This window comes from Streptomyces sp. NPDC049541 (genome assembly GCF_044465725.1).
In the GTDB taxonomy this organism is placed as follows: Bacteria; Actinomycetota; Actinomycetes; order Streptomycetales; family Streptomycetaceae; genus Streptomyces.
Genome location: NZ_JBITLY010000001.1, coordinates 1,053,834 through 1,077,184, shown reverse-complemented (window position 1 = coordinate 1,077,184; position 23,351 = coordinate 1,053,834). Strand labels below are relative to the sequence as shown.

Here is a 23,351-nt window from a genome sequence, read left to right as displayed (position 1 = left end):
GTTCAGTTGTCCAGCAAGCCGAAAGGGCTCAGCTGAAGGAGTCGCCGCAGGCGCAGGAGCCCGTCGCGTTCGGGTTGTCGATCGTGAAGCCCTGCTTCTCGATGGTGTCGACGAAGTCGATCGACGCGCCGCCCAGGTACGGGGCGCTCATGCGGTCGGTGACGACCTTGACACCGCCGAAGTCCTTGACCACGTCTCCGTCGAGGGAGCGCTCGTCGAAGAAGAGCTGGTAGCGCAGGCCGGAGCAGCCGCCGGGCTGAACGGCGACACGCAGGGCCAGGTCGTCACGGCCTTCCTGGTCGAGCAGGGCCTTGACCTTCGCCGCGGCGGCGTCGGACAGGATGATGCCGTCGGTGACGGTGCTGGTCTCGTCCGATACGGACATCTACATCTCTCCCGGGTTGTACGGAGACTGCTTGCCGACTGGTGCAACCGGCAAGGCCGCGGATTCATTCCGGGCCGGGCGCCGTTTTTCGCCGCCTCCTTCATGCTCGCACATGCGATGGCGAGCGGAAAACGGCTCATCGGGATTCATGTCACATCGACGCAATGACCATCGTCAAACTGACGTGAAGCAGGTTATGATAGATAGCGTCAGTTAGACGAGAAGGGCGAGCAGGACGAGAACCGCGTCCGTAGAGCGTCCACCCGCAGGACCTCCAGCAGAAACTCCCGCAGAACAGAACCCGCAGAACCTCCCGCAGAACAGAAAGGGTGCGTGTCGTGACCACCGCCCAGACCCCGGAGCTCGACGTACAGCCGACTCCTCTCGCCCTGCTGCTGCTCGGCCGCGAGGCCGACCCGAAGAGCGAGCGGGGTGTCGAGTGCCCCGGCGACCTGCCGTCCCCGTCCGACCCGGACCTGGTGGCGCGCGCCCGCGCGGCCAAGGAGAAGCTCGGCGACAAGGTCTTCGTGCTCGGCCACCACTACCAGCGCGACGAGGTCATCCAGTTCGCCGACGTCACGGGTGACTCGTTCAAGCTGGCCCGGGACGCGGCGGCGCGTCCGGAGGCCGAGTACATCGTGTTCTGCGGTGTGCACTTCATGGCGGAGTCCGCGGACATCCTGACGTCCGACGACCAGAAGGTCGTCCTGCCGGACCTCGCGGCCGGGTGCTCGATGGCGGACATGGCCACCGCCGAGCAGGTCGCCGAGTGCTGGGACGTGCTGACCGAGGCCGGGATAGCCGAGCAGGTCGTGCCGGTCTCGTACATGAACTCGTCCGCGGACATCAAGGCGTTCACGGGCAAGCACGGCGGCACGATCTGCACGTCGTCGAACGCGCAGCGGGCCCTGGAGTGGGCCTTCCAGCAGGGGGAGCCCGATTCAACAAAGGTGCTGTTCCTGCCCGACCAGCACCTCGGCCGCAACACCGCCGTCCGCGACATGGGCATGTCCCTGGAGGACTGCGTCGTCTACAACCCGCACAAGCCGAACGGCGGGCTGACGACGGACGAGCTGCGCGCCGCGAAGATGATCCTGTGGCGCGGCCACTGCTCGGTGCACGGCCGGTTCTCGCTGGACTCGGTCAACGACGTGCGCGAGCGCATCCCCGGCGTGAACGTGCTGGTCCACCCGGAGTGCAAGCACGAGGTCGTGGCCGCGGCGGACTACGTCGGCTCGACGGAGTACATCATCAAGGCCCTGGAGGCCGCGCCCGCCGGGTCCAAGTGGGCGATCGGCACCGAGCTCAATCTCGTACGACGGCTCGCGAACCGTTTCGCACCCGAGGGCAAGGAGATCGTCTTCCTCGACAAGACGGTCTGCTTCTGCTCGACCATGAACCGCATCGACCTGCCCCACCTGGTCTGGGCGCTGGAGTCCCTCGCCGAGGGCAATCTGGTCAACCGGATCGAGGTCGACAAGGAGACCGAGGCGTTCGCGAAGCTGGCGCTGGAGCGGATGCTGGCGCTGCCGTAGCCGGATCGCCCGCTGTCACCCCGAGACGGGTTTCCGCTCGGGGTGCGCGGGGTCCAGGCTGAAGACGGTGCCGTCAGGGGTGCTCACGACCAGCGCGCCGCCGTTCAGCAGCACCTTGGACTTGGTCACGTCGCCGCTCGCGAGTTGGTCGGCGTGGGCGCCCGTCTCCCACAGCAGCGTGCCCTTGCGGGTGTCGAGGGCGGCGACCCGGCCGCTGGTGCTGGCCAGGTAGAGGGTGCGGGTGCGGGCGTCGTACGTGGGCTGTCCCGAGCCCTCGACGCCCGTGCGGGTCTGCCACAGCGGTTTTCCGGTCAGCGGGGACACGGCGGTCACCTGGCCGTTGGCCTGGGTGATCCACAGGGTGTCGGCGGCCAGCCGCACCGAGCCGTCGTAGGTCGTCGTCAGCTTCGTCGTGGTGACGGAGCCGGTGTCCGGGTCGAGCAGCTGGATCTCGCCGAATCTCAGGTCCTCGGGGCGCGCCGGGCCGGTGCTGCCGCCGACCACGAAGGCCGGCCGGCCGCCGACGGTGCCGAGCAGGCTGCTCGTGTACGGGGCCTTCAGGCGCCGCAGCACCGTTCCGTCGGCCTTGTTCAGCTCCAGGAGGACGGCGCCCTTGGCCGCGTCGTCCGGGAAGCACTGCGCATACAGACGGGAGCCTGCCGTCGTGAACTGGCAGTAGTCGGCCGAGGGCAGCTGCAGGGTCCAGCGGTCGCTGCCGGTGCGCGGGGAACGGGCCGTCACCAGCCGGCCGGTGGGGTCGGGGGTCAGCACGAGGTCGCCGGAGACTATCTGGTCGACGGTGACGTTGTTGCGCTGCCGGGCCCACAGCTGCTCGCCGCTCTTGGTGTCGAGGGCGACGATGCTCGCCCTGCTGCTCCCGTCGGCCCCGTAGACGTAGTGCTGGAGGAGCATCGCGTCGTCCCGCACCCCGAGGAGCTCGAAGTTGTCCCGCGCCTTGTCCGCGCCCTCGGCGGAGGTCGCCGGCGCGGAGCGCCAGACGGTTTTGCCGGTACGGCCGTCCAGCCGGACCGGGAGGATGTTGTTGCCGGCGCAGTAGACCGCGTTCTCGTACGTCTGGCAGGTGGCGTCGCCCGCGTCCGTGCTGTCCTTCGCGAGCGGGTTGGCCTCGCCCCGCTGTGCCGTCTCGTACATCGTCGTCTGCCAGGGCTGCCAGCCGGTGGGGAGGGCCGCCCAGCGGGAGTCCGCGGACGAGGCGGAACTCACCGCCGGGGCGCCGTCCGGGAAGCCCGGCCCGAAGCGTATGTACCACCCGGTCCCCAGGATCAGCACGCCCACCGCGCAGGCCACCACCGTCCAGGGGCGGACCCTGCGGCGTCGGGTGCGCCCGGACCGGGTGACCTTTCCGGGCCCCGCGCCGCCGGTCCCGGCGTACGTCTCCCCGAAGGTCCCCGGGTCGGCGAGGCAGAGGGCCGTGGCGTCCGGGTCCATGGGGTCGGGCTCGGGCAGCGCCTCGGCGAACTCCTTGGCCAGTGCGTCCAGTGAGGGCCGGTCTGCGGCGTCCTTGACCAGACAGCGCTCCAGGACCGCGCGCAACGGGCCCGGTACGCCGTTCAGTTCGGGCGGCTCGTGGACGACCCGGAAGGCGGTCAGGTACGGGCTGTCGGCGTCGAAGGGGCCGCGCCCGGTGGCCGAGTAGACCAGGAGCGCGGCGAGCGAGAAGACGTCCGAGGCGGGTCCGACCGTGCGGGCGTCGGTGAACTGCTCCGGTGACATGAAGGGCGGGGTGCCGATCATCTGGCCGGTCTCGGTGAGGGTGTTGTGGTTCTCCACGGCGCGGGAGATGCCGAAGTCGATGACGCGGGGGCCGTCCTCGGCCATCAGGACGTTGGCGGGCTTGAGGTCCCGGTGCACCACTCCGGCCCGGTGGATGTCCTGCAGCGCCTCCACCAGCCCCAGGGCCAGCCGCCGCAGTGGGGTGCCCTTGAGGGCACCGTGGTCGCGGATCCGCTCGGCCAGGGAGCTGCCCGCGACGTACTGGGTCGCCATCCAGGGCCGTACCGCCTCCGGGTCGGCGTCCACGACCGGTGCGGTGAAGGCGCCGCTGACCTTGCGGACGGCCTCGATCTCCTGCCGGAAGCGGGCGCGGAAGACCTTGTCCTCCGCGTACTGGGCGTGCACCACCTTGACGGCGACGTCACGGCCCGAGCGTGATCTGCCCCAGTACACGACCCCCATGCCGCCGGACCCGAGCCGGTCGACCAGCTTGTACCCGCCGACCGATTTCGGGTCGTCCTTGTGCAGCGGCACGCCCGAATCCCCTTCCATGCACGGCAGTTCGAGGCCACAGAATACGTAACGGAGATGCCGCGACGGTGGGGCACCTGCGGGCTGTGAGCCGGTTGCGGCCGACACGCCATGCCCTGCGGCTGCGACTGGCGGATCTGACGGCGTCCGGGCAGGGCGATCTGCGGGCGGTGGTCGGGGAGTTCCGGCGCAGTGAGGTGCTGGTGCCGTTGGTGGAGGGCTCGCTGGTGTCGGCGCAGGCGGGCGGGCCGGTGGGGGTCGCGGAGGACGCGGGCAGTGCGGCGGGCGCCTCGCCCCAGACGGCGAAACGGTCCTGACCGCGAAGCCAAACGCCGCTGCCATGCCCGCGGCGGCATCCCCTTCCACCTGCTCGTGGACCGCGACGCCTCCTCGATCACGCTGTTCAGTGAGCCCGAGAACGAGGACTACCGCCAGCACTGCACGCTGCCCCTCAGCGGCGGCCGAGGCTGACGTGGTCAACATCAGCAGGGTGGGAACCAGCTCGGTTGAACACAGCCAGCAGATAGAGCACGGACGTATGGCGCCGGGTTGAGGTCACTCCGCCCTTGGGCGTACCAGCCCGGACTCGTACGCGATCACGACCAGTTGGGCCCGGTCGCGGGCGCCCAGCTTGGCCATGGCTCGGTTGACGTGGGTCTTCACGGTGAGCGGGCTGACCTCGAGGCGTTCGGCTATCTCGTCGTTGGAGTGGCCGCCGGCGACCTGGACCAGGACCTCGCGCTCGCGGACGGTGAGCGCCTCCAGGCGTTCGGTGCGGGCGGGGTCGCGGCCGTCGTCCCCGTCGCCCTGGGCGAGGAAGCGGGCGATCAGGCCCTTGGTGGCGGCCGGGGAGAGCAGGGCCTCGCCGCCGGCCGCGATCCGGATCGCGTTCAGCAGCTCCTCCGGCTCGCTGCCCTTGCCGAGGAAGCCGGAGGCGCCGGCCCGCAGGGACTGCACGACGTAGTCGTCGACCTCGAAGGTGGTGAGGATGACGATGCGGACATGGGCGAGGGTGGGATCGGTGCTGATCATGCGGGTGGCGGCGAGGCCGTCGGTGCCGGGCATCCGGATGTCCATCAGCACGACGTCGGCCCGCTCCTCCTTGGCCAGCCGTACCGCCTCCGCGCCGTCGGAGGCCTCGCCGACGACCTCCATGTCCGGCTCGGAGTCGACGAGCACACGGAAGGCGCTGCGCAGCAACGCCTGGTCGTCGGCGAGCAGGACGCGGATCGTCATGCGGTTCCCCCGGGGGTTGCCGTACGGGTCTTGACGGGCAGGATCGCATGGACGCGGAAGCCGCCGCCGTAGCGGGGGCCGGTGGTGAGCGTGCCGCGCAGCGCGGTGACGCGCTCACGCATGCCGAGCAGACCGTGGCCGCCGCCGCTGTCGGGGGCGTCGTCCTCGCCGGAGCCGTTGTCCAGGACGGTGATCTCCACGTTGGGGCCCACGCGTACGACGCTGACCTCGGCCTTCGCCTCTGTTCCCGCGTGTTTCTGGACGTTGGTGAGGGCTTCCTGGATGACGCGGTACGCGGCCAGGCCGACGGCGGCGGGCAGGGTGGTGCCGTTGTCGGCGCGGGCGACCTCGACATGCAGGCCGGCGCTGCGGAAGGTGCCGACGAGTTCGTCGAGGCGGTCCAGGCCGGGGGCGGGTTCGGTGGGGGCCTCGGGGTCGCCGGACTGGCGCAACAGGCCGACGGTGGCGCGGAGTTCGTTCAGTGCGGAGCGGCTGGCCTCGCGTACGTGGGCGAGGGCCTCCTTGGCCTGGTCGGGGCGCTTGTCCATGATGTGCGCGGCAACGCCCGCCTGCACGTTGACCAGGGCGATGTGGTGGGCGACGACGTCGTGCAGATCGCGGGCGATCCGCAGGCGTTCCTCGGCGACCCGCCGGCGGGCCTCCTCCTCGCGGGTGCGTTCGGCGCGCTCGGCGCGTTCGCGGATGGCCTGGACGACGGCGCGGCGGCTGCGGACGGCGTCGCCGGCGGTGGCGCCGATGCCGGTCCAGGCGAAGATGGCGAGGTTCTCCTGGGCGTACCACGGCAGGGGGCCGAACAGCATGGCGGCGCCGGTGAGGACCGTCATGGTGAGCAGGCCGAGGCGCCAGGTGGTGGGGCGGTCGGTGCTGGCGGCGACGGTGAAGAGGGCGATGACCGCGGACATCGCGACGGGGGCGCGGGGGTCGCCGACGATGCACTCGACGAGGGAGACGGTGCCGGTGAGGGCGAGGACCGTCCTCGGGGCGCGGCGGCGGAAGACCAGGGCGACGGCGCCGAGGACCATGAGGACCAGGGCGAGGGTGTCGGGGGTGCGGATGCCCCAGGTGACGCCGTTCTCGCCGTGCGCGTCGACGAAGGAGCCGGCCACCATGCAGGCGAGCACGCCTGCCGCCAGGGCTGCGTCCAGCGCGAGGGGGTGCGCTTTCAGCTGACACCGGGTGCGTTCTAGTGTGCCCACGCTTGAACAGTACGGGGCGGTGGTCCGGGCCGGAACCGGCGGTGGCCGCCCCTGGGGGCTCGCAGCCAGGCTCGCTCCCCCAGCCCCCCGCTTCGGCCTGAACGGCCTCGTCCTCAAACGCCGGACGGGCTGAAAGATCAAGCCCCGGCCGGCTGCCGGAGAGGGCCGTCAGCCCGGGATCAAGCCGTCGTCCCTCAGCAGATCCCTGACCTCCTCCAAGGTCGCTTCCTGGGACGGCAGGATCAGTTCCGACGGTTCCAGGGAGTCGTCCGGCAGGGGCTCGCCCAGTTCGCGGACCTTGGCGAGGAGGGCCTCCAGGGTGCGGCGGAAGCCGGGGCCGTCGCCGTTCTCCATTTCCTGCAGGAGTACGTCGTCGAGCTTGTTGAGTTCGGTGAGGTGGCTGTCTGCCAGCCTCACCTGCCCCTCCCCCATGATCCTGACGATCAGGTCGCCCATGTCGGCCTCCTAGGCGTGGGCCCTACTGCTTGTCGAAGCGTGGGGTGTCCTGCGGCTGCTGCTGGGACTGAGACTGCCCTGTGCCGCCCTCGATCGCCTGCTGGGACGAGCCGCCGGCCAGCTCCGCCTTCATGCGCTGCAGCTCCAGCTCCACGTCCGAGCCACCGGAGATCCGGTCCAGCTCGGCCTGGATCTCGTCCTTGTGCATGCCGGAGTGGTCGTCGAGGGCGCCCGAGGCGAGGAGTTCGTCGATCGCGCCGGCGCGGGCCTGGAGCTGTGCGGTCTTGTCCTCGGCGCGCTGGATCGCAAGGCCCACGTCGCCCATTTCCTCCGAGATGCCGGAGAAGGACTCGGCGATGCGGGTCTGGGCCTGGGCGGCGGTGTACGTCGCCTTGATCGTCTCCTTCTTCGTACGGAAGGCGTCGACCTTGGCCTGGAGCCGCTGGGCCGCCAGAGTGAGCTTCTCCTCCTCGCCCTGGAGCGTCGCGTGCTGCGTCTCGAGGTCGGTGACCTGCTGCTGGAGCGCGGCACGGCGGGACAGCGCCTCGCGGGCCAGGTCCTCACGGCCGAGCGCCAGCGCCTTGCGGCCCTGGTCCTCCAGCTTGGTGGACTGCGACTGCAGCTGGTTCAGCTGGAGCTCCAGGCGCTTGCGGGAGGTCGCCACGTCGGCGACACCCCGGCGCACCTTCTGGAGCAGCTCCAACTGCTTCTGGTACGAGTAATCGAGGGTTTCGCGCGGGTCCTCGGCCCGGTCAAGGGCCTTGTTCGCCTTCGCGCGGAAGATCATCCCCATACGCTTCATGACACCGCTCATGGGCTTCGCGCGCCCCCTTCTGACGGACTTCCAGCTCCAGCTCTGCGACAGAACCCACAGTACGGGCCCTGCATCCATTGACGCACTGTTCGGGGACGGATGCGCTCATCCCCAAGGACGACTGCAACCGCTCCCGCTCCGGCGTAGGGAGTAGGTGTCCCCCCAAGGAGGCCGCCCTGGGAGACCCCCTAAGAGACCCCCGCGGACTCCGGGGCCGGAAGCATGCGCAACGTCCCCTCTGTCCCTTACATGACGACTGGTGTTGCCGGATCGTTCCCCATGGGGCTGGGGTCCAACCCCGGCCACCCCGTACCCTTGGGTTTTGTGTTCCGTAGCCGTGCCAAGGAAGAGAAGGCAGCCGTGGTCGACAAGGCGCCGCTGACCGACTCCAAGCAGCCCCGTGACCCGCAGGCGAAGAAGGGTCGGCCCACGCCCAAGCGCAGTGAGGCCCAGTCCCAGCGCCGCAGCGTCGCCAACACCTCGATGACGCGCAAGGACGCCGCCAAGCGCCAGCGCGAGGAGCGCCGTGCCGCGCTGGAGCGGCAGCGCCAGGCACTGGCCGGCGGTGACGAGCGATACCTGCCCGCCCGTGACAAGGGTCCGGTGCGCAAGTTCGCCCGCGACTGGATCGACTCGCGGTTCAACGTGGCGGAGTTCTTCCTGCCCATGGCCGTGGTCATCCTGGTGCTGAGCATGGTGCGGGTGGGCGCGCTGCAGAGCATCGCGCTGCTGCTGTGGCTCGTCGTGATCGTGCTGATCGTGCTGGACGCGGTCGTCAGCGCCTTCCGGCTGAAGAAGCAGCTCGCCGAGCGCTTCCCGGACCGTGAGACGAAGGGCGCCACCCGGTACGCCCTGATGCGCTCCCTCCAGATGCGCCGGCTCCGGCTGCCGAAGCCGCAGGTCAAGCGCGGAGAGCGGCCCTGAGCACTACGTCGTTCTCCGGGGGCGCGGCGGATGCCTGGCTGGGCAAACTGGGCGGTCTGCGCAATGCCGTACGGCAGGAGCTGGTGGCCCGGCAGCTCGACGAGCAGATAGCGGGGCGGTTCCCGGTCGGGCAGCGGCTGCGGGTGCTCGATGTGGGCATGGGCCAGGGCACGCAGGCGCTGCGGCTGGCGCGGGCCGGGCATCAGGTGACCGGGCTCGAGCAGGATCCGACGATGGTCGCGACCGCGCGGGAGGCCCTCTCCGGTGAGCCCGAGGGCATCCGGGAGCGGGTGCGGATCATCGAGGGCGACGGCCGGGACACCGGGGTGCACTTTCTGCCGGGCAGCTTCGACGTGGTGCTGTGCCACGGGGTGCTGATGTACGTCGAGGAGCCGGATCCGCTGCTGGCGGGGCTGGCCCGGATGCTGGCCCACGGCGGGCTGCTGTCGCTGCTCGTGCGCAACGGTGACGCGCTGGCGATGCGGCCGGGGCTGTCCGGGGACTGGGCCGGTGCGCTCGGGGCCTTCGACACCGTGTCGTACACCAACCGGCTGGGGCTCGATGTACGGGCCGACCGCCTGGAGGCACTGACCGCGACGCTCGCCGGGATCGCCGCGCCGCTGCACGCCTGGTACGGGGTGCGGGTGTTCACGGACACCGCGGCGGACGAGGCGGAGATCCCCGCCGACATGGAGACCTTGCTCGCGGTCGAGGAGCGGGCCGGGCGGACGGATCCCTATCGGGGGGTGGCGGCGTTGCTGCACCTGTGTGGGGTGCGCGGGTAGCTCCGCTGGTGGGCGGGATGGGTTGTCTTTGTCTGCGGCGCCGTCGTGGCTGGTCGCGCCCACGCGGCGGAGCCGCATTTCGATACAGCCCCGCCCCTGAAGGGGCGCTGCCGAACCGCAGCGGATTTCGCCGAGGGCGCTCAGCAAGGCCCCCACCCGTTCGGACGTATATCGCAAGCCGGGCATTCAGCCCGAAGCGAGACTCGGGGCATGGACATTGCCCGTAGCCGTGTCCTCCGGCTGCTCGTTCCTGTCGTCGTGCTCGCGTTCGTGTCGGGGTGCTCCGGCTCCGGTTCCTCCGGGGAGCCGGAGAAGACGACCGAGCAGGCCGTTGTGCCCATGGCGGCCGGTGATCTGCAGAGCGCCTACCAGAAGGTGATCAAGGACGTTCTGCCGTCGGTGGTGCAGATCCAGGCCGACGGCGATCTGGGGTCGGGGATCGTCTACGACGACCAGGGGCGCATCGTCACCAATGCGCATGTCGTCGGGGACTCGAAGGCCTTCAAGGTGACGACCGCCAACAGCGAGGACGCGCTCACCGCCACGCTCGTCTACTCGTACCCGGACCAGGATCTCGCCGTCATCAAGCTGGACAAGGTGCCGGGCGGGCTGAAGGCGGCCGCCTTCGCGGACTCCTCGAAGGTGGCGGTCGGGCAGATCGTGCTGGCGATGGGCTCGCCGCTCGGGCTGTCGTCCAGCGTGACGCAGGGCATCGTCTCGGCGACCGGGCGGACCGTGAGCGAGGGCCGTAGCGGCGGGGGCACCGGTGCGACCATCGCCAACATGGTGCAGACGTCCGCGGCCATCAACCCGGGCAACAGCGGGGGCGCCCTCGTCAACCTCGACGGGCAGGTCATCGGCATTCCGACGCTGGCCGCCACCGACCCAGGGCTCGGCAACAGTGCGGCGCCCGGCATCGGGTTCGCGATCCCCGCGTCGATGGTGAAGACGATCGCCGACCAGATCATCAAGAGCGGCAAGGTCACCGACTCGGGGCGGGCCGCGCTCGGCATCACGGGCCGTACGGTCGTGGACAACGGCTACCAGGCCGCCGGCGTGGCCGTGGTCGCCGTGAAGAGCGGCGGGGCGGCCGAGAAGGCGGGCATCGAGGCCGGGGACGTCATCATCATGCTGGGTGACACGGACATCACCACCATCACCTCCCTCGCGGAGGCGCTGGCGGAGCAGAAGCCAGGTGACAGGACGTCGGTGACGTTCACCCGGAACGGGAGCCGGAAGAAGGTCGATGTGACGCTGGGCGAGCAGTGACGGGAGGAGGGGGAGGCAGCGGCCGGATTACGGCCGCTGCCCCCCCTCCGTACCGGCTACGCCTCTTCGGCGTGCAGGCTCATCGGCCCGTAGATCTCCGTGGAGTCCTCGAACAGCCGCACCTGGTCGGCGCCGCCGTCCTGCAGGGCCTTCCAGTGCTCCCCGATCCAGGACTCGGCGTCCCCCTGCGTGGTGAACTCCTCGGGCTGGACCGCGGGCTGGACCTCCGCCCCGTCGGCCTTCTCGAACCGCCACGTCCATGACGCCATCTACGCCTCCCGTGTCTGAGCACCTGCAGAGCAGAAGGCGGATCTTGGTCCGCCTCCTGCCAGAAGCCTAGTCGGATGGGCAGCACCTGCGCAGACACGCGAAAATCACTTCCGTGGAAGTGACTCTGCTCGGCACCGGTGCCCCCGCGGGACTGCCCCGCCCCGACTGTCCCTGTGCTGCCTGTGCGACCGCGCTCGGCGCGGATGCCCGGGCGGCGACCGCGGTGCTCGTGGACGGGACCCTGCTGCTGGATCTGACGCCGGGCGCGGCGTTCGCGGCGGCGCGGGCCGGGCATTCGCTCGCCGGCCTACGGCAGGTGCTGTTGTCGCATCCGCACCACGGGCCCGTGGTCGAGGTGCCGGCGGGGCTGCCGCAGCCCGGGCGGGTGCCGGACGGGCGGGAGTTGGCGCTGCTGACGGGGCATCGGGTGCGGGCGGTGGCGATGGACGGGCCGGGCACGGGGTATGCGGTGACCGCGCCGAACGGGCAGCGGCTGCTGTATCTGCCGCCGGGGGGCGCGCCGGCCGGTCTTGAGCACAACGGGACCGTGACGTACGACATGGTGCTGACCGACGCGGTGGGGCGGCCGGACGCGCTGGCCAGGCTGCGGGCGGTCGGTGCCGTCGGCCCGACCACGGATGTCGTCGCCGTCCATCTCGACCACGACGTGCCGCCGGGGCCCGAGTTGCGGCGGCGGCTGGCCGCCGCGGGGGCGCGGGCCGTGCCGGACGGGGCGACGCTGACGGTGGGGGTGTACGAGGACGTGCCCGATGTGCCGCGGCGGACCCTGGTGCTGGGCGGGGCGCGGTCCGGGAAGTCGGTGGAGGCCGAACGGCGCCTGGAGGCCTTTCCGGACGTGCTGTACGTGGCGACGGGCGGCTCGCGGAACGGGGACACGGAATGGGCGTCCCGGGTGGCCGTCCACCGGGAGCGCCGGCCGGGGTCCTGGCGGACGGCCGAGACCTGCGATCTGGTGCCGCTGCTGGCGGCCGACGGCCCGCCGCTGCTCATCGACTGTCTGTCGCTGTGGCTGACGGACGCGATGGACTCCGTCGGGGCGTGGGACGACGCCCAGTGGGCCGACGGCGGGGAGCGGGCCCTGCGGGAGCGGGTGCGGGAACTGACGGAGGCGGTACGGGCGAGCGGGCGGACCGTGGTCGCCGTGTCCAACGAGGTCGGCTCGGGGATCGTGCCGGCCACCGCTTCGGGGCGACGTTACCGCGATGAACTCGGGCGGCTGAACGCGGCGTTCGCCGCGGAGTGCGAGCAGGTGGTGCTGGTGGTGGCGGGCCAGGCGATGGTGCTACGGGGCTGAGGGGGGTCTGCGGCGCGCGATGATCCGGTGCGTGTACGGGAACTGGCCGAGCAGGTGCCAGCTCGTCGCGAGGATCGTGCAGCCGTGGAAGTCGAGTCGGGTGCGCAGCGCGGGCGACTGTGCCGGCTGGGTCTCCACGAGGAGGAGGCCGCCGCGGCGGACGAGGGTGAGGGCGGCGCGGAGTTCGGCGCGGAGGTCCGTGACCGGTGAGCGGTGCTGGAGGAGCGTGACGACGTCGTAGCGGCCGCGCAGGATCGTGGTGATGTGAGGGTCCGTCACATGCCCTACGAACGCCTCCTCGACGCGCTCGGCATGGCAGGCGTAGGAGACGCGGGGGGTGGGGTCCAGGCCGTCGAAGGAGGTGTAGGGGAACAGTTCGCGTGCTGTGCCGGGGAAGTGGGCGTCGCCCGTGCCCACGTCCAGCCAGCTCTCCGGTTCGGGCAGGAGCCGCAGCACGGCGCGGGCCGCCGAGAGGTGCCGGCGCCGGTCACGGGCGCTGACATGGGCGCTCGGGTAGGTCATGGCCGCTCCCGGAGGCGTAGGACAATCCGCTGCAAAACGGAACGTATGGGATCCATATCCCGGGGGCAAAGACGTCACGCGCGCGTGGTGCCCCTGCGGCGCTGTCCCGTTCGGCCGGTGCCGGTACTGTTCGGCGAATGAGCTCGCTTAATCTCGACGACTTCACCGATCTGATCGAGCGTCCCGACGGCGGGGTGCGGCGTGACGCCGAGGCGCGCAGGGAGCGTCAGATCGTGCCGCCCGGGTCGCTGGGCCGCCTCGACGACCTGGGTGAGTGGCTTTCGGCGGCCCAGTCCGCCGTACCGGTGCGGCCGATCGAACGGCCCCGGGTGGTCCTCTTCGCCGGCGACCACGGAGTCGCCGAACTGGGCGTCTCGGCAGGGCCCGCGGGCGGCGCCCACGAGTTGGTGCGGGAGGTCCTGGAGGGCGGCCGCCCGGTGTCGGTGCTCGCCCGGCGGCTCGACGTGCCGGTGCGGATCGTCGACATGGCGCTGGACTGCGACCCCGACACCTTGCCCGCCGAGGTCGTACGGCACCGGGTGCGGCGCGGCAGCGGACGCATCGACCTCGAGGACGCACTGACGGCCGAGGAGGCGGAGGCCGCCTTCCGGGCCGGTGTCGCGGTGGCCGACGAGGAGGCCGACTCCGGCACGGATCTGGTGGCGCTCGGCGATGTGAGCGTGGGCGGGACGACCCCGGCCGGGGTGCTGATCGCCGCGCTGTGCGGCACCGACGCGTCCGTGGTCACCGGGCGGGGCGGGCTCCCCATCGACGACCTGGCGTGGATGCGCAAGTGCGCGGCGATCCGGGACGCGCTGCGCCGGGCCCGACCGGTGCTGGGCGACCAGTTGCAGCTGCTGGCCACCGTGGGCGGGGCGGACCTCGCCGCGATCACGGGGTTCCTGCTGCAGAGCGCGGTGCGCAAGATGCCGGTGATCCTGGACGGGGTCGTGACGGCCGCCTGTGCCCTGGTGGCGCAGCGGATCGCGTTCCGGGCGCCGGACTGGTGGCTGGCCGCGCACGACAGCGGGGAGCCGGGGCAGGCGAAGGCGCTGGACCGGATGGCCCTGGAGCCGCTGCTCTCGCACCGGGTGACCGTGGGCGAGGGCACGGGGGCGCTGCTGGCGCTGCCGCTGGTGCAGGCCGCGGCGGCGCTGTCCGCGGAGCTGCCGGAGAAGCCGCAGGCCTCGGGGGTACCTGAGAAGGATGAACCCGGGAACGAGTCGGCCGAGGACGTCGACACGAAGGAGGAGACCGAGTAGTCCGCGGGAGGGCCGAAAGTCGACAGAGCCGCAGACGAACGATGGATGGGTTCATCAAGACATCGCCCATATGATCCTCACTCATGGGAGATGCCCGAATTGCCTCGCGGCGCGCCGCCGCATTCGCCGTCTGGTATTTGCGGGCCGTCGCGTTCGTCAATTTCCTCAGTGCCGTCTGGGTCTCTCTGGGGCAGGACGTGCGGCGGCACAACCAGGAGAACTTCTTCACCCCGTACCTGCTGACCGCCGGTTTCGCCTCCGGGGTGTTCACGGCGTTCCTCGCCGTCACCATGCGGCGCCGCAAGCGCGCCGCATGGATCCTCAACCTGGCGCTGGCCGGTTCGTTCCTCGGGCTGTTCGCTTTCGCGATGGCGTACCCGGAGATCCGGCAGTACGCCCAGAACTGGATCTCCCTGGGCCTCACGGCCCTGTTCGTCCTCGCCCTGCTGGTCGGGCGGCGGGAGTTCTATGCCAAGGGCGACCGCTCGAATCCGAAGCTCGCCGCAGCCGTCGCGGTGGGCGGCACGCTGGTCGCCTCGCTGTTCGCCGCGCTGCTGGTGACGGTCACCAACCAGGCGCCGGACGCGGCCGTTTCGACGTTCCTGGAGCGCTGGCGGTACGGCACCCTGCGGCTCGTCTCGGTCGCCGTCGACGAGTCCCGCTTCCCCGGCATCGACGCGCCGAACTGGGTGAACGTCGCCATCAACGTGCTCAGCACGATCCTCGTCCTCGCCGTCTTCTACGCCGCCTTCCGCTCCCGGCGGGCCGTCGACCCGCTCACCGAGGACGACGAGAAGCGGCTGCGGGAGCTGCTGGAGCGGCACGGTGAGCGGGACTCGCTCGGGTACTTCGCGCTGCGCCGGGAGAAGAGCGTGGTGTGGTCGCCGACCGGCAAGGCGGCCGTCGCGTACCGGGTCGTCGGGGGTGTCTCGCTGGCGTCCGGTGATCCGATCGGCGACCCGGAGGCCTGGCCGGGCGCCATCGAGCCGTGGCTCGCCGAGGCCCGCGCGCACGGGTGGATCCCGGCCGTGATGGGGGCGAGCGAGGAGGCCGGCACGGTGTACGCGCGGCACGGCCTGGACGCCCTGGAGCTCGGTGACGAGGCTTTGGTGGAGGTGGCCGACTTCACCCTCGACGGACGCGCCATGCGCACCGTGCGGCAGGCCCACAACCGGGTGAAGCGGGCTGGGTACTCGGTGTGCATCCGGCGGCACGAGGACATTCCGGCAGAGGAAATGACGTATCTGCTCAAGCGGGCTGACGACTGGCGCGACGGGGCGACCGAGCGCGGGTTCAGCATGGCACTGGGCCGGCTCGGGGATCCCGAGGACGGGCGGTGCGTGATGCTCGAGTGCACCGACGGAAAGGGCGAGTTGAGGGCGCTTCTCTCCTTCGTGCCGTGGGGCCCGCACGGGCTCTCCCTCGACCTCATGCGCCGGGACCGCGCATCCGACAACGGCCTGATGGAGTTCATGGTCATCGAGCTGCTGCGGCGCGCCCACGAGATCGAGATCACGCAGGTCTCACTCAACTTCGCGATGTTCCGTTCTGTCTTCGAACGTGGCGCACGCCTCGGTGCCGGACCGGTGCTGAGGCTGTGGCGCTCGCTGCTCAGCTTCTTCTCGCGCTGGTGGCAGATCGAGTCGCTGTACCGCGCCAACGCCAAGTACCGGCCCATCTGGGAGCCGCGGTTCCTGCTCTTCGAGAAGAGCGCGGATCTGCCGCGCATCGGCATCGCCTCGGCGAGAGCGGAGGGGTTCCTGGAGGCGCCGGGACTGCCGAAGTGGTTGCACCGCAAGCACCTCGAAACGCACAGATGAACCACCTGGGGACGCACAGATGAGGATCGCCGGATGAACAGGCTCGCCCGCTGGGCCCGTGCCGAATGGGGGCTCCTGTTCGTCACGGCGCGAGAGTCGCTGGCGAAGCGGCGCTGGCGGGCGATCCCGATGACTCTCGGGGCGGTGGTGCTGACGACGGTCATACAGCTCGTACAGAACCAGCCATGGGGCTTTCAGTTCGTGCAGAACACCGGGGGCGTGCGCGCCGAGGACCCGTTGTGGCTGTCACTGCTGCGCACTCCGCTGTCGCTGTTCGTCCCGGCTCTCGACCTGCCCGTGTGGGGTGCGCTCGCGCAGGTCCTGTTCGTGTTCGGCGTCGCGGAGATCTGCCTCGGCCGCTGGCGCACCCTCCTCATCGCCTACGCCGCCACGCTCGCCGGCACGCTCTACGCCCGCCTGGGCATCTGGCTGGGCTTCGACAACGCCTTCGGCCTGCCCTCCTCGGACGCCTCGGTGGTGGACACCGGCCCGTCGGCGGCGGTGGTGGGCCTCGCGGTGTTCCTCGGCTGGCGCTACGGCGCGTATGTCACGGCGTGTGCGGTGACGGCGGCGATGGCGGTCGAGGTACTGCTGAAGGGGAATCTCGCCGGCAAGGAGCACATGGCGGCGATCGCGGCGGTGGGGGTGCTGTGCTTCATCTCGGCGGTGCGGCATCGGCACCGGCCGTTGGCGCGGATCGGTTCCGGGTCGCGATTTCCGCCGGCGAGATTTTGACTGCTGCGCCGTCGTGGCCGGTCGCGCCCCTGCGGGGAGCGGCCACCTCAGCGCCCCAGGGAGCGATCCGGCACCGGGTCCGGCTTGCCGCCGAGCAGCTCCTGGAATCTGCGCCGGGGCCCCGCCCACCGCCGGTCATGGCGATACGCCCGCAGCGTGGCCTTGGCGCGGGCGCGCGGGCGGCGGCGGTAGAAGCGTCTGGCCCAGGGCGAGCCGGGGCGGGCCAGGCGGATCAGACCGATCAGGCCGATGAGCGGGACGATCACGCTGAAGATCGCCATCCGTGCCTTGCCCTTGCTGAGGACGGCCAGCGAGAACAGGAAGTTGACCACGACGGTCGAGATCACATCGCCCCGGTTCTGCAGTTCCTCCCGGCTCATGTCGTTGACGCCGAACGGCGAGAACCCCGAGAGCACCAGCCCCACCAGGGCCGCCGTGAGGACGACGACCTCGACGCTCTTGCGGCCCTCCTCGGACCAGTAGACGTCGTCGAGGTGCAGGATCAGCGCGAACTCGTCGAGGACGAGTCCCGCCCCCATGCCGAACAGGACGGCGCAGACGGCAGCGCCGAAGCCGTGCCGGCCGCTGGCCACCGCCCCGAAGCCGCCGACGACGACGAGGACGACGCCGGGCACGACGTGATGGATGTGCAGCCCGCCCGCCTTCACGTTCCCGAAGGGCCCCTTGCCGGCCCGGATCAGGCGGGTGACGAGCCGGGTGATCAGGAACGTCAGCACGAACGCGGTGAGGGCGAGCAGCAACGGCAGCTTGCCGGGCTCAATGATGTTGCGCTGCAGCCAATGTCCCATATGCGCACTCTAGCGACGGCCCCTGTATCCGCCCTCCCGACCGCCGAGTAACCTGCGCCGGTGCCCGAACCCTCCAAGACCCCCTGGCCGGACGGCCTCCGTTTCGCCTTCGGCACCCTCACCGTGCTCCCGGTGAAGGTGACCCGCTGGGACCGGGACGCGGCGCGCGGCGGCATGCTCTGCGCCCCGCTCGCCGGTCTGGTCGTCGGCGGGTGCGCGGCGCTGGCCGGGGTGGTGCTGCTGGCGCTGGGCGCGGGGGCGCTGCTCGCCGCCGTCGCCTCCGCCGCCGTGCCCGCCGTCCTCACCCGCGGTCTGCATCTCGACGGGCTCGCGGACACCGCGGACGGGCTGGGCAGCGGGAAGCCCGCCGAGGACGCGCTGCGGATCATGAAGCAGTCGGACATCGGGCCGTTCGGGGTGATCACGCTCGTCCTCGTGCTGCTGGCTCAGGTGGCGGCGCTGGCTCAGGCGTACGGCGACTCGTGGGCCCGGGGTGCGCTCGCCGCCGCCGTCTCGGCGACGGCCGCCCGGCTGGCGCTCACCCTGGCCGCGCGTACCGGCGTGCCGGCCGCCCGGCCCGAGGGGCTGGGGGCCGCGGTCGCGGGCGTGGTGCCGGTGCGGGCGGCGGTGGTCGCGGCGGTCGTGGTGACCGGTTTGGCGGCCGCCGGGGGCGCGCTCGTCGGGACGTACGACGTGGTCCGTACGGCGGCCGCGGTCGTCGCCGCCCTCGCCGTGGCCGAACTCCTGCTGCGCCACTGCACGCGCCGCTTCGGCGGGGTCACCGGGGATGTGTTCGGGGGGCTTGCCGAGACGGCTGCGACGGTTTCGCTGCTGGTGCTTTCGCTGGGGCAGTAGTCTCTTCCGCCGTACACGGACAAGTGATCGTGATCGGGGGATGTTCGTGCCGAAGCTTCGTCGTGCCGTGGCCTGGTGCATCGACTTCGCGCTGGTGCTCACGCTGGCGTATCTGCTCGCCGTGCTGACCTTCCACCGGATAGCCGGGCTGCTCACCGACGCGCCGGAACTCGCCGTCCACGGCTGCTTCGACCTGCTGACCTCGCGGGGCGACGTGGTCGGCGCCTCGGAGACCCTCGGGTTGTCGCTGTGGCACAAGGCCGTGTTCGACGTGGAGGAGGCCTTCGGGATGCTGGTCGTGGCGACGTTCCTCTACCAGTGGGGCTGCCTCGCCCTCGCCGGACGGACCCTGGGCAAGGGGCTGCTCGGGCTGCAGGTCAGCCCGTGCGCCCCCGCCCGGGCCGCGGTGCGTGCCGCGGTCACCACGGCCGCCGACATCGCCGTCTACGCCGTCGCCTGCGTCCTGCTGGTGGAGGGGCAGTTCGTGCTGTCGGCACTGGTGTGGGCGCTGGCCGTGGTCGTCTTCCTGCTCAACGCGCTGCCGGTGTTCTCCCCCACCCGCCGCTCCCTCGCCGACCGGCTGGCGGGCACGGCGGTCACCGTGCTCGGCGTCAGCACGCCCGGCGCCACACCCCCAGTTCGTACTTCTTGAGCATCGAGCTGAGCTTCAGCCGGCGGGACTCGGCGCAGAAGCGGCTGGTCGGCAGCTCGTACTCGACGTGGAAGACGGCCTTTCCGGCCTTGATGAAGGGCCTCTCGGTGGCGCACTCGCCGTACTGGGCGCACTGTTCGTTGACCGCGAAGTCGAAGTCCCCGACCAGCTGCGGGATCTGGTCCAGGTCGTTCTTCAGACCGACCGCCATGCCCCGGTCGTGGGCCAGCTTCGCGATCAGGCGGTTGTAGCGGAGCTGGTCGGCGGCCTTGAGGGGGAAGCCCGTGGTGTTCTTGTAGCCGTCCATGTTGTCGGGCTCCACCGCGTCGAAGCCCTTCTTGCGGCACATGTCGAAGCGGACCGCCATCAGCGGCTCCAGTACGTCGGTGCGGCGGATGTCGAACCAGCGCTCGCCCTTCCAGCCGTTGCCCTTGCCGAGCACCGACCTGGGGAACTTCTTCGCGTCGGGGCGCCAGTCCTCCCAGGCACCGGTGGAGAGGTAGCAGATGACCTTGCGGCCCTTGTCGTGCAGCGTGGTGACGGTGGCCTTCGGCTGGTCGAAGCCGTCGATGTCGTACACCGGCACGTCGACGGAGGTGTCGACGCGGCCGCTGAGCTGCCACTGCCAGGCCACGCCGGGGCGCGGCTGCCAACGGCCGCCGGACGTATCGGAGTCGGGCGCGCTGCCGCAGCCCGCCGTGAGCACGAACAGGGCGAGCAGGGCAAGCAGGCGTATCGGACGTTTCACCGATCGGGCTCCAGGGTGCGTAGAGATGTTCCCCCCGGATGATCTCCGATGCCGGGCACTGCGCCCGCCCGCAGGAATGAGTGAAGGCGCACACACGCGTAGGCTCATCCCGAGTGTTCGCCGTACCGGGGAAGGCCCCGCTGAGACCGCACCCTGAGGCCGGTTCCGGGGTCGGCTGTCGGGCCCGGTCGACCCACACAGATCGACCACAGAAACTTCACATCGGAAGCGAGAATTCACCACCGTGACTGCTCTCACTCTCAGCACCGCCGCGGCGGCCGGTCTTCGGGCCGACGCGATCGTGATCGGTGTGGCCAAGGGCACTGGCTCCAGGTCTGGGGACCTGATCGTCGCACCGGGCGCCGAGGCCGTGGACAAGGCCTACGACGGCAGGCTCGCCGGCGTCCTGGAGACCCTCGGTGCCTCCGGTGCCGAGGGCGAGGTGACGAAGCTGCCGGCGCCGGCCGGCTTCAAGGCCCCGCTCGTGGTGGCGGTGGGCCTGGGCGCGGAGCCCGAGAAGGACTCCGGGTATGACGGCGAGGCGCTGCGCAAGGCCGCCGGTGCCGCGGCCCGCACCCTCACCGGCGCCAAGAAGGCCGCGTTCGCCCTGCCCGTCCAGGACGCCTCGGACGTCGGCGCGATCGGCGAGGGCGTGCTGCTCGGCGCGTACTCCTTCGACGCCTACAAGAACAACGCGGGCGGCAAGGACGCCAAGGACAAGAACGGCAAGGCGCCCCTCGCCGAGGCCTCCCTGCTGGGCGCCAGGCCCCGCGACAAGGAGCACAAGGCGGCCGTCGAGCGCGCCACCGCCGTCGCCGAGGAGCTCAACCGCGCCCGCGACCTGATCAACACCCCGCCGAACGACCTGAACCCGGAGGCGTTCGCCGCCGTCGCACAGGCCGCGGCCAAGGAGCACGGCATCAAGGTGCAGGTGCTCGACGTGAAGGCCCTGGAGAAGGGCGGCTACGGCGGCATCCTCGGTGTCGGCGCCGGCTCGGCGGCGGGTCCACGGCTGGTGAAGCTGTCGTACACCTCCGCCAAGGCGAAGAAGCACCTCGCGTTCGTCGGCAAGGGCATCACCTACGACTCGGGCGGCATCTCTCTGAAGCCGGCCGGCCACAACGAGACGATGAAGTGCGACATGAGCGGGGCGGCCGCCGTCTTCGCCGCCGTGGTCGCCGCCGCGCGCCTGGGCCTGGAGGTGAACGTCACCGGCTGGCTGGCGCTCGCCGAGAACATGCCGTCGGGATCCGCGACCCGTCCCGGTGACGTGCTGCGCATGTACAGCGGCAAGACGGTCGAGGTCCTCAACACCGACGCCGAGGGCCGGCTGGTCCTCGCGGACGCGCTGTGGGCCGCCTCCGAGGAGAAGCCGGACGCGATCGTGGACGTCGCGACCCTGACCGGCGCGATGATGCTGGCGCTGGGCAGCCGGACCTTCGGGATCATGGCGAACGACGACGCGTTCCGCTCCGCGGTGCACGAGGCCGCTGAGGAGGTCGGCGAGCCGGCCTGGCCGATGCCGCTGCCGGAGCACCTGCGCAAGGGCATGGACTCCCCCACCGCCGACATCGCGAACATGGGCGAGCGGATGGGCGGCGGCCTGGTCGCCGGTCTCTTCCTGCGCGAGTTCGTGGGCGAGGGCATCACCTGGGCGCACCTGGACATCGCGGGCCCGGCCTTCAACGAGGGCGGACCGTTCGGCTACACGCCGAAGGGCGGCACGGGCACGGCGGTGCGCACGCTGGTGCGGCTGGCGGAGCTCACCGCGGCCGGCGACCTCGGGTGAGGTTGCTCTGAGAACGAGGGGGCTCCGCGCGCGGGTAGGGCGGAGCCCCCTCGTTCATGCGCCTCACCCATCCGCTCAACTGAACGTGGGACGTCTCACACACCGGCCCGGCGTCTCGTTGGCCCCCGACAAGTGCGAAGATGGGGCACGGCAGGACAGGGCCCCCACCACAGGGCCGAAGAAAGAGCGGCCGGACACCAGCCGCCGACCGGTCACCGCTGACCGGCGTGGCGCACATGCATGGAGGACGTGACGTGGCGAACGACGCCAGCACCGTTTTCGACCTAGTGATCCTCGGCGGTGGTAGCGGTGGTTACGCCGCGGCGCTGCGCGGGGCCCAGCTGGGCCTGGACGTCGCCCTGATCGAGAAGGACAAGGTCGGCGGTACCTGCCTGCACCGGGGGTGCATCCCCACCAAGGCCCTGCTGCACGCGGGCGAGATCGCCGACCAGGCCCGCGAGAGCGAGCAGTTCGGCGTCAAGGCCACCTTCGAGGGCATCGACGTGGCCGCCGTCCACAAGTACAAGGACGGCGTCATCTCCGGCCTGTACAAGGGTCTGCAGGGTCTCATCGCGTCCCGCAAGGTGACGTACATCGAGGGTGAGGGCCGGCTGTCCTCCCCCACCTCCGTCGACGTGAACGGACAGCGCGTCCAGGGCCGCCACGTGCTCCTCGCGACCGGCTCCGTGCCGAAGTCGCTGCCGGGCCTGGAGATCGACGGCAACCGCATCATCTCCTCGGACCACGCCCTCGTCCTGGACCGCGTGCCGAAGTCGGCGATCGTCCTCGGCGGCGGTGTCATCGGCGTCGAGTTCGCCTCCGCCTGGAAGTCCTTCGGTACGGACGTCACGGTCATCGAGGGCCTCAAGCACCTCGTCCCGGTCGAGGACGAGAACTCCTCCAAGCTTCTTGAGCGCGCGTTCCGCAAGCGCGGCATCAAGTTCAACCTGGGCACCTTCTTCTCGAAGGCCGAGTACACCGCCGACGGCGTCAAGGTCACCCTGGCCGACGGCAAGGAGTTCGAGGCCGAGCTCCTGCTGGTCGCGGTCGGCCGCGGCCCGGTCTCGCAGGGTCTCGGCTACGAGGAGCAGGGCGTCGCGATGGACCGCGGCTATGTCCTGGTCGACGAGTACATGCGGACGAACGTCCCGACCATCTCCGCCGTCGGTGACCTGGTCCCGACGCTCCAGCTCGCGCACGTCGGCTTCGCCGAGGGCATCCTGGTGGCGGAGCGTCTGGCCGGTCTCAAGACCGTCCCGATCGACTACGACGGCGTGCCGCGGGTGACGTACTGCCACCCCGAGGTCGCCTCCGTGGGCATCACCGAGGCCAAGGCCAAGGAGATCTACGGTGCGGACAAGGTCGTCGCTCTGAAGTACAACCTCGCGGGCAACGGCAAGAGCAAGATCCTGAACACCTCGGGCGAGATCAAGCTCGTCCAGGTCAAGGACGGTGCCGTGGTCGGCGTCCACATGGTCGGCGACCGCATGGGCGAGCAGGTCGGCGAGGCCCAGCTGATCTACAACTGGGAAGCGCTGCCCGCCGAGGTCGCCCAGCTCATCCACGCCCACCCGACCCAGAACGAGGCGATGGGCGAGGCCCACCTGGCTCTGGCCGGCAAGCCCCTCCACTCGCACGACTGATCCCTCGGTCGACGAAGCGACGACACAGACTTCCGCACTTTCCGT

23 protein-coding genes are annotated in these 23,351 nt (G+C 70.9%); 13 read left to right on the top strand and 10 right to left on the bottom strand.

Annotated elements, in window-relative coordinates; genetic code table 11:
- Nucleotides 1-28 precede the first annotated feature (28 nt).
- On the bottom strand, nucleotides 29-385 hold the full coding sequence (locus ACIBW9_RS04925; RefSeq protein WP_030582488.1) for an iron-sulfur cluster assembly accessory protein: 357 nt from the start codon (nucleotides 383-385) through the stop codon (nucleotides 29-31).
- A 338-nt stretch (nucleotides 386-723) separates the two neighbouring features.
- On the opposite strand from ACIBW9_RS04925, the gene nadA reads away from it, so the two are divergent.
- Nucleotides 724-1,920, top strand: coding sequence for a quinolinate synthase NadA (gene nadA / locus ACIBW9_RS04920; protein ID WP_398951236.1), 1,197 nt, complete (start codon nucleotides 724-726; stop codon nucleotides 1,918-1,920).
- Nucleotides 1,921-1,935: 15 nt separating this feature from the next.
- On the opposite strand, the gene ACIBW9_RS04915 is transcribed toward nadA, so the two are convergent.
- Nucleotides 1,936-4,188 carry a protein kinase gene (locus ACIBW9_RS04915; protein WP_398951234.1) on the bottom strand — a complete coding sequence of 751 codons (2,253 nt, stop codon included), beginning with the start codon at nucleotides 4,186-4,188 and terminating at the stop codon, nucleotides 1,936-1,938.
- Nucleotides 4,189-4,271: 83 nt separating this feature from the next.
- Between ACIBW9_RS04915 and ACIBW9_RS04910 the strand changes: the two genes are divergently transcribed.
- On the top strand, nucleotides 4,272-4,502 hold the full coding sequence (locus tag ACIBW9_RS04910; RefSeq protein WP_398951232.1) for a hypothetical protein: 231 nt from the start codon (nucleotides 4,272-4,274) through the stop codon (nucleotides 4,500-4,502).
- Between the two features lie 238 nt (nucleotides 4,503-4,740).
- Here the strand turns inward: ACIBW9_RS04910 and ACIBW9_RS04905 are convergent, their stop codons facing one another.
- The 4 genes from ACIBW9_RS04905 to ACIBW9_RS04890 form a co-directional block, all read right to left on the bottom strand.
- Nucleotides 4,741-5,421 (bottom strand): response regulator, encoded by a 681-nt coding sequence (locus ACIBW9_RS04905; protein WP_398951230.1) that lies wholly within the window; start codon nucleotides 5,419-5,421, stop codon nucleotides 4,741-4,743.
- Nucleotides 5,418-6,638: a sensor histidine kinase gene (locus ACIBW9_RS04900; RefSeq protein ID WP_398951228.1), complete on the bottom strand. Its 1,221-nt coding sequence runs from the start codon at nucleotides 6,636-6,638 to the stop codon at nucleotides 5,418-5,420. The genes ACIBW9_RS04905 and ACIBW9_RS04900 overlap by 4 nt, the downstream gene beginning before the upstream one ends.
- Before the next feature lie 168 nt (nucleotides 6,639-6,806).
- A complete protein-coding gene (locus tag ACIBW9_RS04895) occupies nucleotides 6,807-7,085 on the bottom strand; it encodes a hypothetical protein (protein ID WP_398952109.1) in 279 nt (92 codons plus the stop codon).
- A 31-nt stretch (nucleotides 7,086-7,116) separates the two neighbouring features.
- Entirely contained in the window at nucleotides 7,117-7,881 is a 765-nt protein-coding gene (locus ACIBW9_RS04890; RefSeq protein ID WP_398952107.1) for a PspA/IM30 family protein, read from the bottom strand.
- 306 nt (nucleotides 7,882-8,187) lie between these two features.
- Between ACIBW9_RS04890 and ACIBW9_RS04885 the strand changes: the two genes are divergently transcribed.
- The 3 genes from ACIBW9_RS04885 (at nucleotide 8,188) to ACIBW9_RS04875 (ending at nucleotide 10,886) form a co-directional block, all read left to right on the top strand.
- Nucleotides 8,188-8,832 carry a DUF3043 domain-containing protein gene (locus ACIBW9_RS04885; RefSeq protein ID WP_398952105.1) on the top strand — a complete coding sequence of 215 codons (645 nt, stop codon included), beginning with the start codon at nucleotides 8,188-8,190 and terminating at the stop codon, nucleotides 8,830-8,832.
- Nucleotides 8,833-8,915: 83 nt separating this feature from the next.
- On the top strand, nucleotides 8,916-9,617 hold the full coding sequence (locus tag ACIBW9_RS04880) for a class I SAM-dependent methyltransferase (protein WP_398951226.1): 702 nt from the start codon (nucleotides 8,916-8,918) through the stop codon (nucleotides 9,615-9,617).
- 210 nt (nucleotides 9,618-9,827) lie between these two features.
- A complete protein-coding gene (locus ACIBW9_RS04875) occupies nucleotides 9,828-10,886 on the top strand; it encodes a S1C family serine protease (RefSeq protein WP_398951224.1) in 1,059 nt (352 codons plus the stop codon).
- Between the two features lie 56 nt (nucleotides 10,887-10,942).
- Here the strand turns inward: ACIBW9_RS04875 and ACIBW9_RS04870 are convergent, their stop codons facing one another.
- Entirely contained in the window at nucleotides 10,943-11,155 is a 213-nt protein-coding gene (locus tag ACIBW9_RS04870; RefSeq protein WP_398951222.1) for a hypothetical protein, read from the bottom strand.
- Nucleotides 11,156-11,268: 113 nt separating this feature from the next.
- Here ACIBW9_RS04870 and ACIBW9_RS04865 point away from each other — a divergent pair, with 113 nt between their 5' ends.
- On the top strand, nucleotides 11,269-12,471 hold the full coding sequence (locus ACIBW9_RS04865; RefSeq protein ID WP_398951220.1) for a bifunctional adenosylcobinamide kinase/adenosylcobinamide-phosphate guanylyltransferase: 1,203 nt from the start codon (nucleotides 11,269-11,271) through the stop codon (nucleotides 12,469-12,471).
- Here the strand turns inward: ACIBW9_RS04865 and ACIBW9_RS04860 are convergent.
- Complete coding sequence (locus tag ACIBW9_RS04860) at nucleotides 12,460-12,993, bottom strand: methyltransferase domain-containing protein (RefSeq protein WP_398951219.1); 534 nt, start codon at nucleotides 12,991-12,993, stop codon at nucleotides 12,460-12,462. The genes ACIBW9_RS04865 and ACIBW9_RS04860 overlap by 12 nt on opposite strands.
- A gap of 137 nt (nucleotides 12,994-13,130) precedes the next feature.
- Between ACIBW9_RS04860 and cobT the strand changes: the two genes are divergently transcribed.
- The 3 genes from cobT to ACIBW9_RS04845 all read left to right on the top strand — a co-directional run bounded on the left by cobT (nucleotide 13,131) and on the right by ACIBW9_RS04845 (nucleotide 16,810).
- Entirely contained in the window at nucleotides 13,131-14,255 is a 1,125-nt protein-coding gene (gene cobT, locus ACIBW9_RS04855) for a nicotinate-nucleotide--dimethylbenzimidazole phosphoribosyltransferase (RefSeq protein ID WP_398951218.1), read from the top strand.
- 83 nt (nucleotides 14,256-14,338) lie between these two features.
- Nucleotides 14,339-16,075: a phosphatidylglycerol lysyltransferase domain-containing protein gene (locus ACIBW9_RS04850; protein WP_398951216.1), complete on the top strand. Its 1,737-nt coding sequence runs from the start codon at nucleotides 14,339-14,341 to the stop codon at nucleotides 16,073-16,075.
- 33 nt (nucleotides 16,076-16,108) lie between these two features.
- Nucleotides 16,109-16,810, top strand: coding sequence for a hypothetical protein (locus ACIBW9_RS04845; RefSeq protein WP_398951214.1), 702 nt, complete (start codon nucleotides 16,109-16,111; stop codon nucleotides 16,808-16,810).
- A 47-nt stretch (nucleotides 16,811-16,857) separates the two neighbouring features.
- On the opposite strand, the gene ACIBW9_RS04840 is transcribed toward ACIBW9_RS04845, so the two are convergent.
- Nucleotides 16,858-17,619 (bottom strand): hypothetical protein, encoded by a 762-nt coding sequence (locus ACIBW9_RS04840; protein WP_398951212.1) that lies wholly within the window; start codon nucleotides 17,617-17,619, stop codon nucleotides 16,858-16,860.
- A gap of 60 nt (nucleotides 17,620-17,679) precedes the next feature.
- Here ACIBW9_RS04840 and ACIBW9_RS04835 point away from each other — a divergent pair, with 60 nt between their 5' ends.
- Complete coding sequence (locus ACIBW9_RS04835; RefSeq protein WP_398951210.1) at nucleotides 17,680-18,474, top strand: adenosylcobinamide-GDP ribazoletransferase; 795 nt, start codon at nucleotides 17,680-17,682, stop codon at nucleotides 18,472-18,474.
- Nucleotides 18,475-18,520: 46 nt separating this feature from the next.
- Complete coding sequence (locus ACIBW9_RS04830; RefSeq protein ID WP_398951208.1) at nucleotides 18,521-19,126, top strand: RDD family protein; 606 nt, start codon at nucleotides 18,521-18,523, stop codon at nucleotides 19,124-19,126.
- Here the strand turns inward: ACIBW9_RS04830 and ACIBW9_RS04825 are convergent.
- Nucleotides 19,086-19,874, bottom strand: a complete 789-nt coding sequence (locus tag ACIBW9_RS04825; RefSeq protein WP_398951206.1) for an endo alpha-1,4 polygalactosaminidase — start codon at nucleotides 19,872-19,874, stop codon at nucleotides 19,086-19,088. The two genes, ACIBW9_RS04830 and ACIBW9_RS04825, sit on opposite strands and share 41 nt — an antisense overlap.
- Before the next feature lie 244 nt (nucleotides 19,875-20,118).
- Here ACIBW9_RS04825 and ACIBW9_RS04820 point away from each other — a divergent pair, with 244 nt between their 5' ends.
- Nucleotides 20,119-21,663, top strand: a complete 1,545-nt coding sequence (locus ACIBW9_RS04820) for a leucyl aminopeptidase (RefSeq protein ID WP_398951205.1) — start codon at nucleotides 20,119-20,121, stop codon at nucleotides 21,661-21,663.
- 254 nt (nucleotides 21,664-21,917) lie between these two features.
- Nucleotides 21,918-23,306 (top strand): dihydrolipoyl dehydrogenase, encoded by a 1,389-nt coding sequence (lpdA, locus tag ACIBW9_RS04815; RefSeq protein WP_351470061.1) that lies wholly within the window; start codon nucleotides 21,918-21,920, stop codon nucleotides 23,304-23,306.
- Nucleotides 23,307-23,351 lie beyond the last annotated feature (45 nt).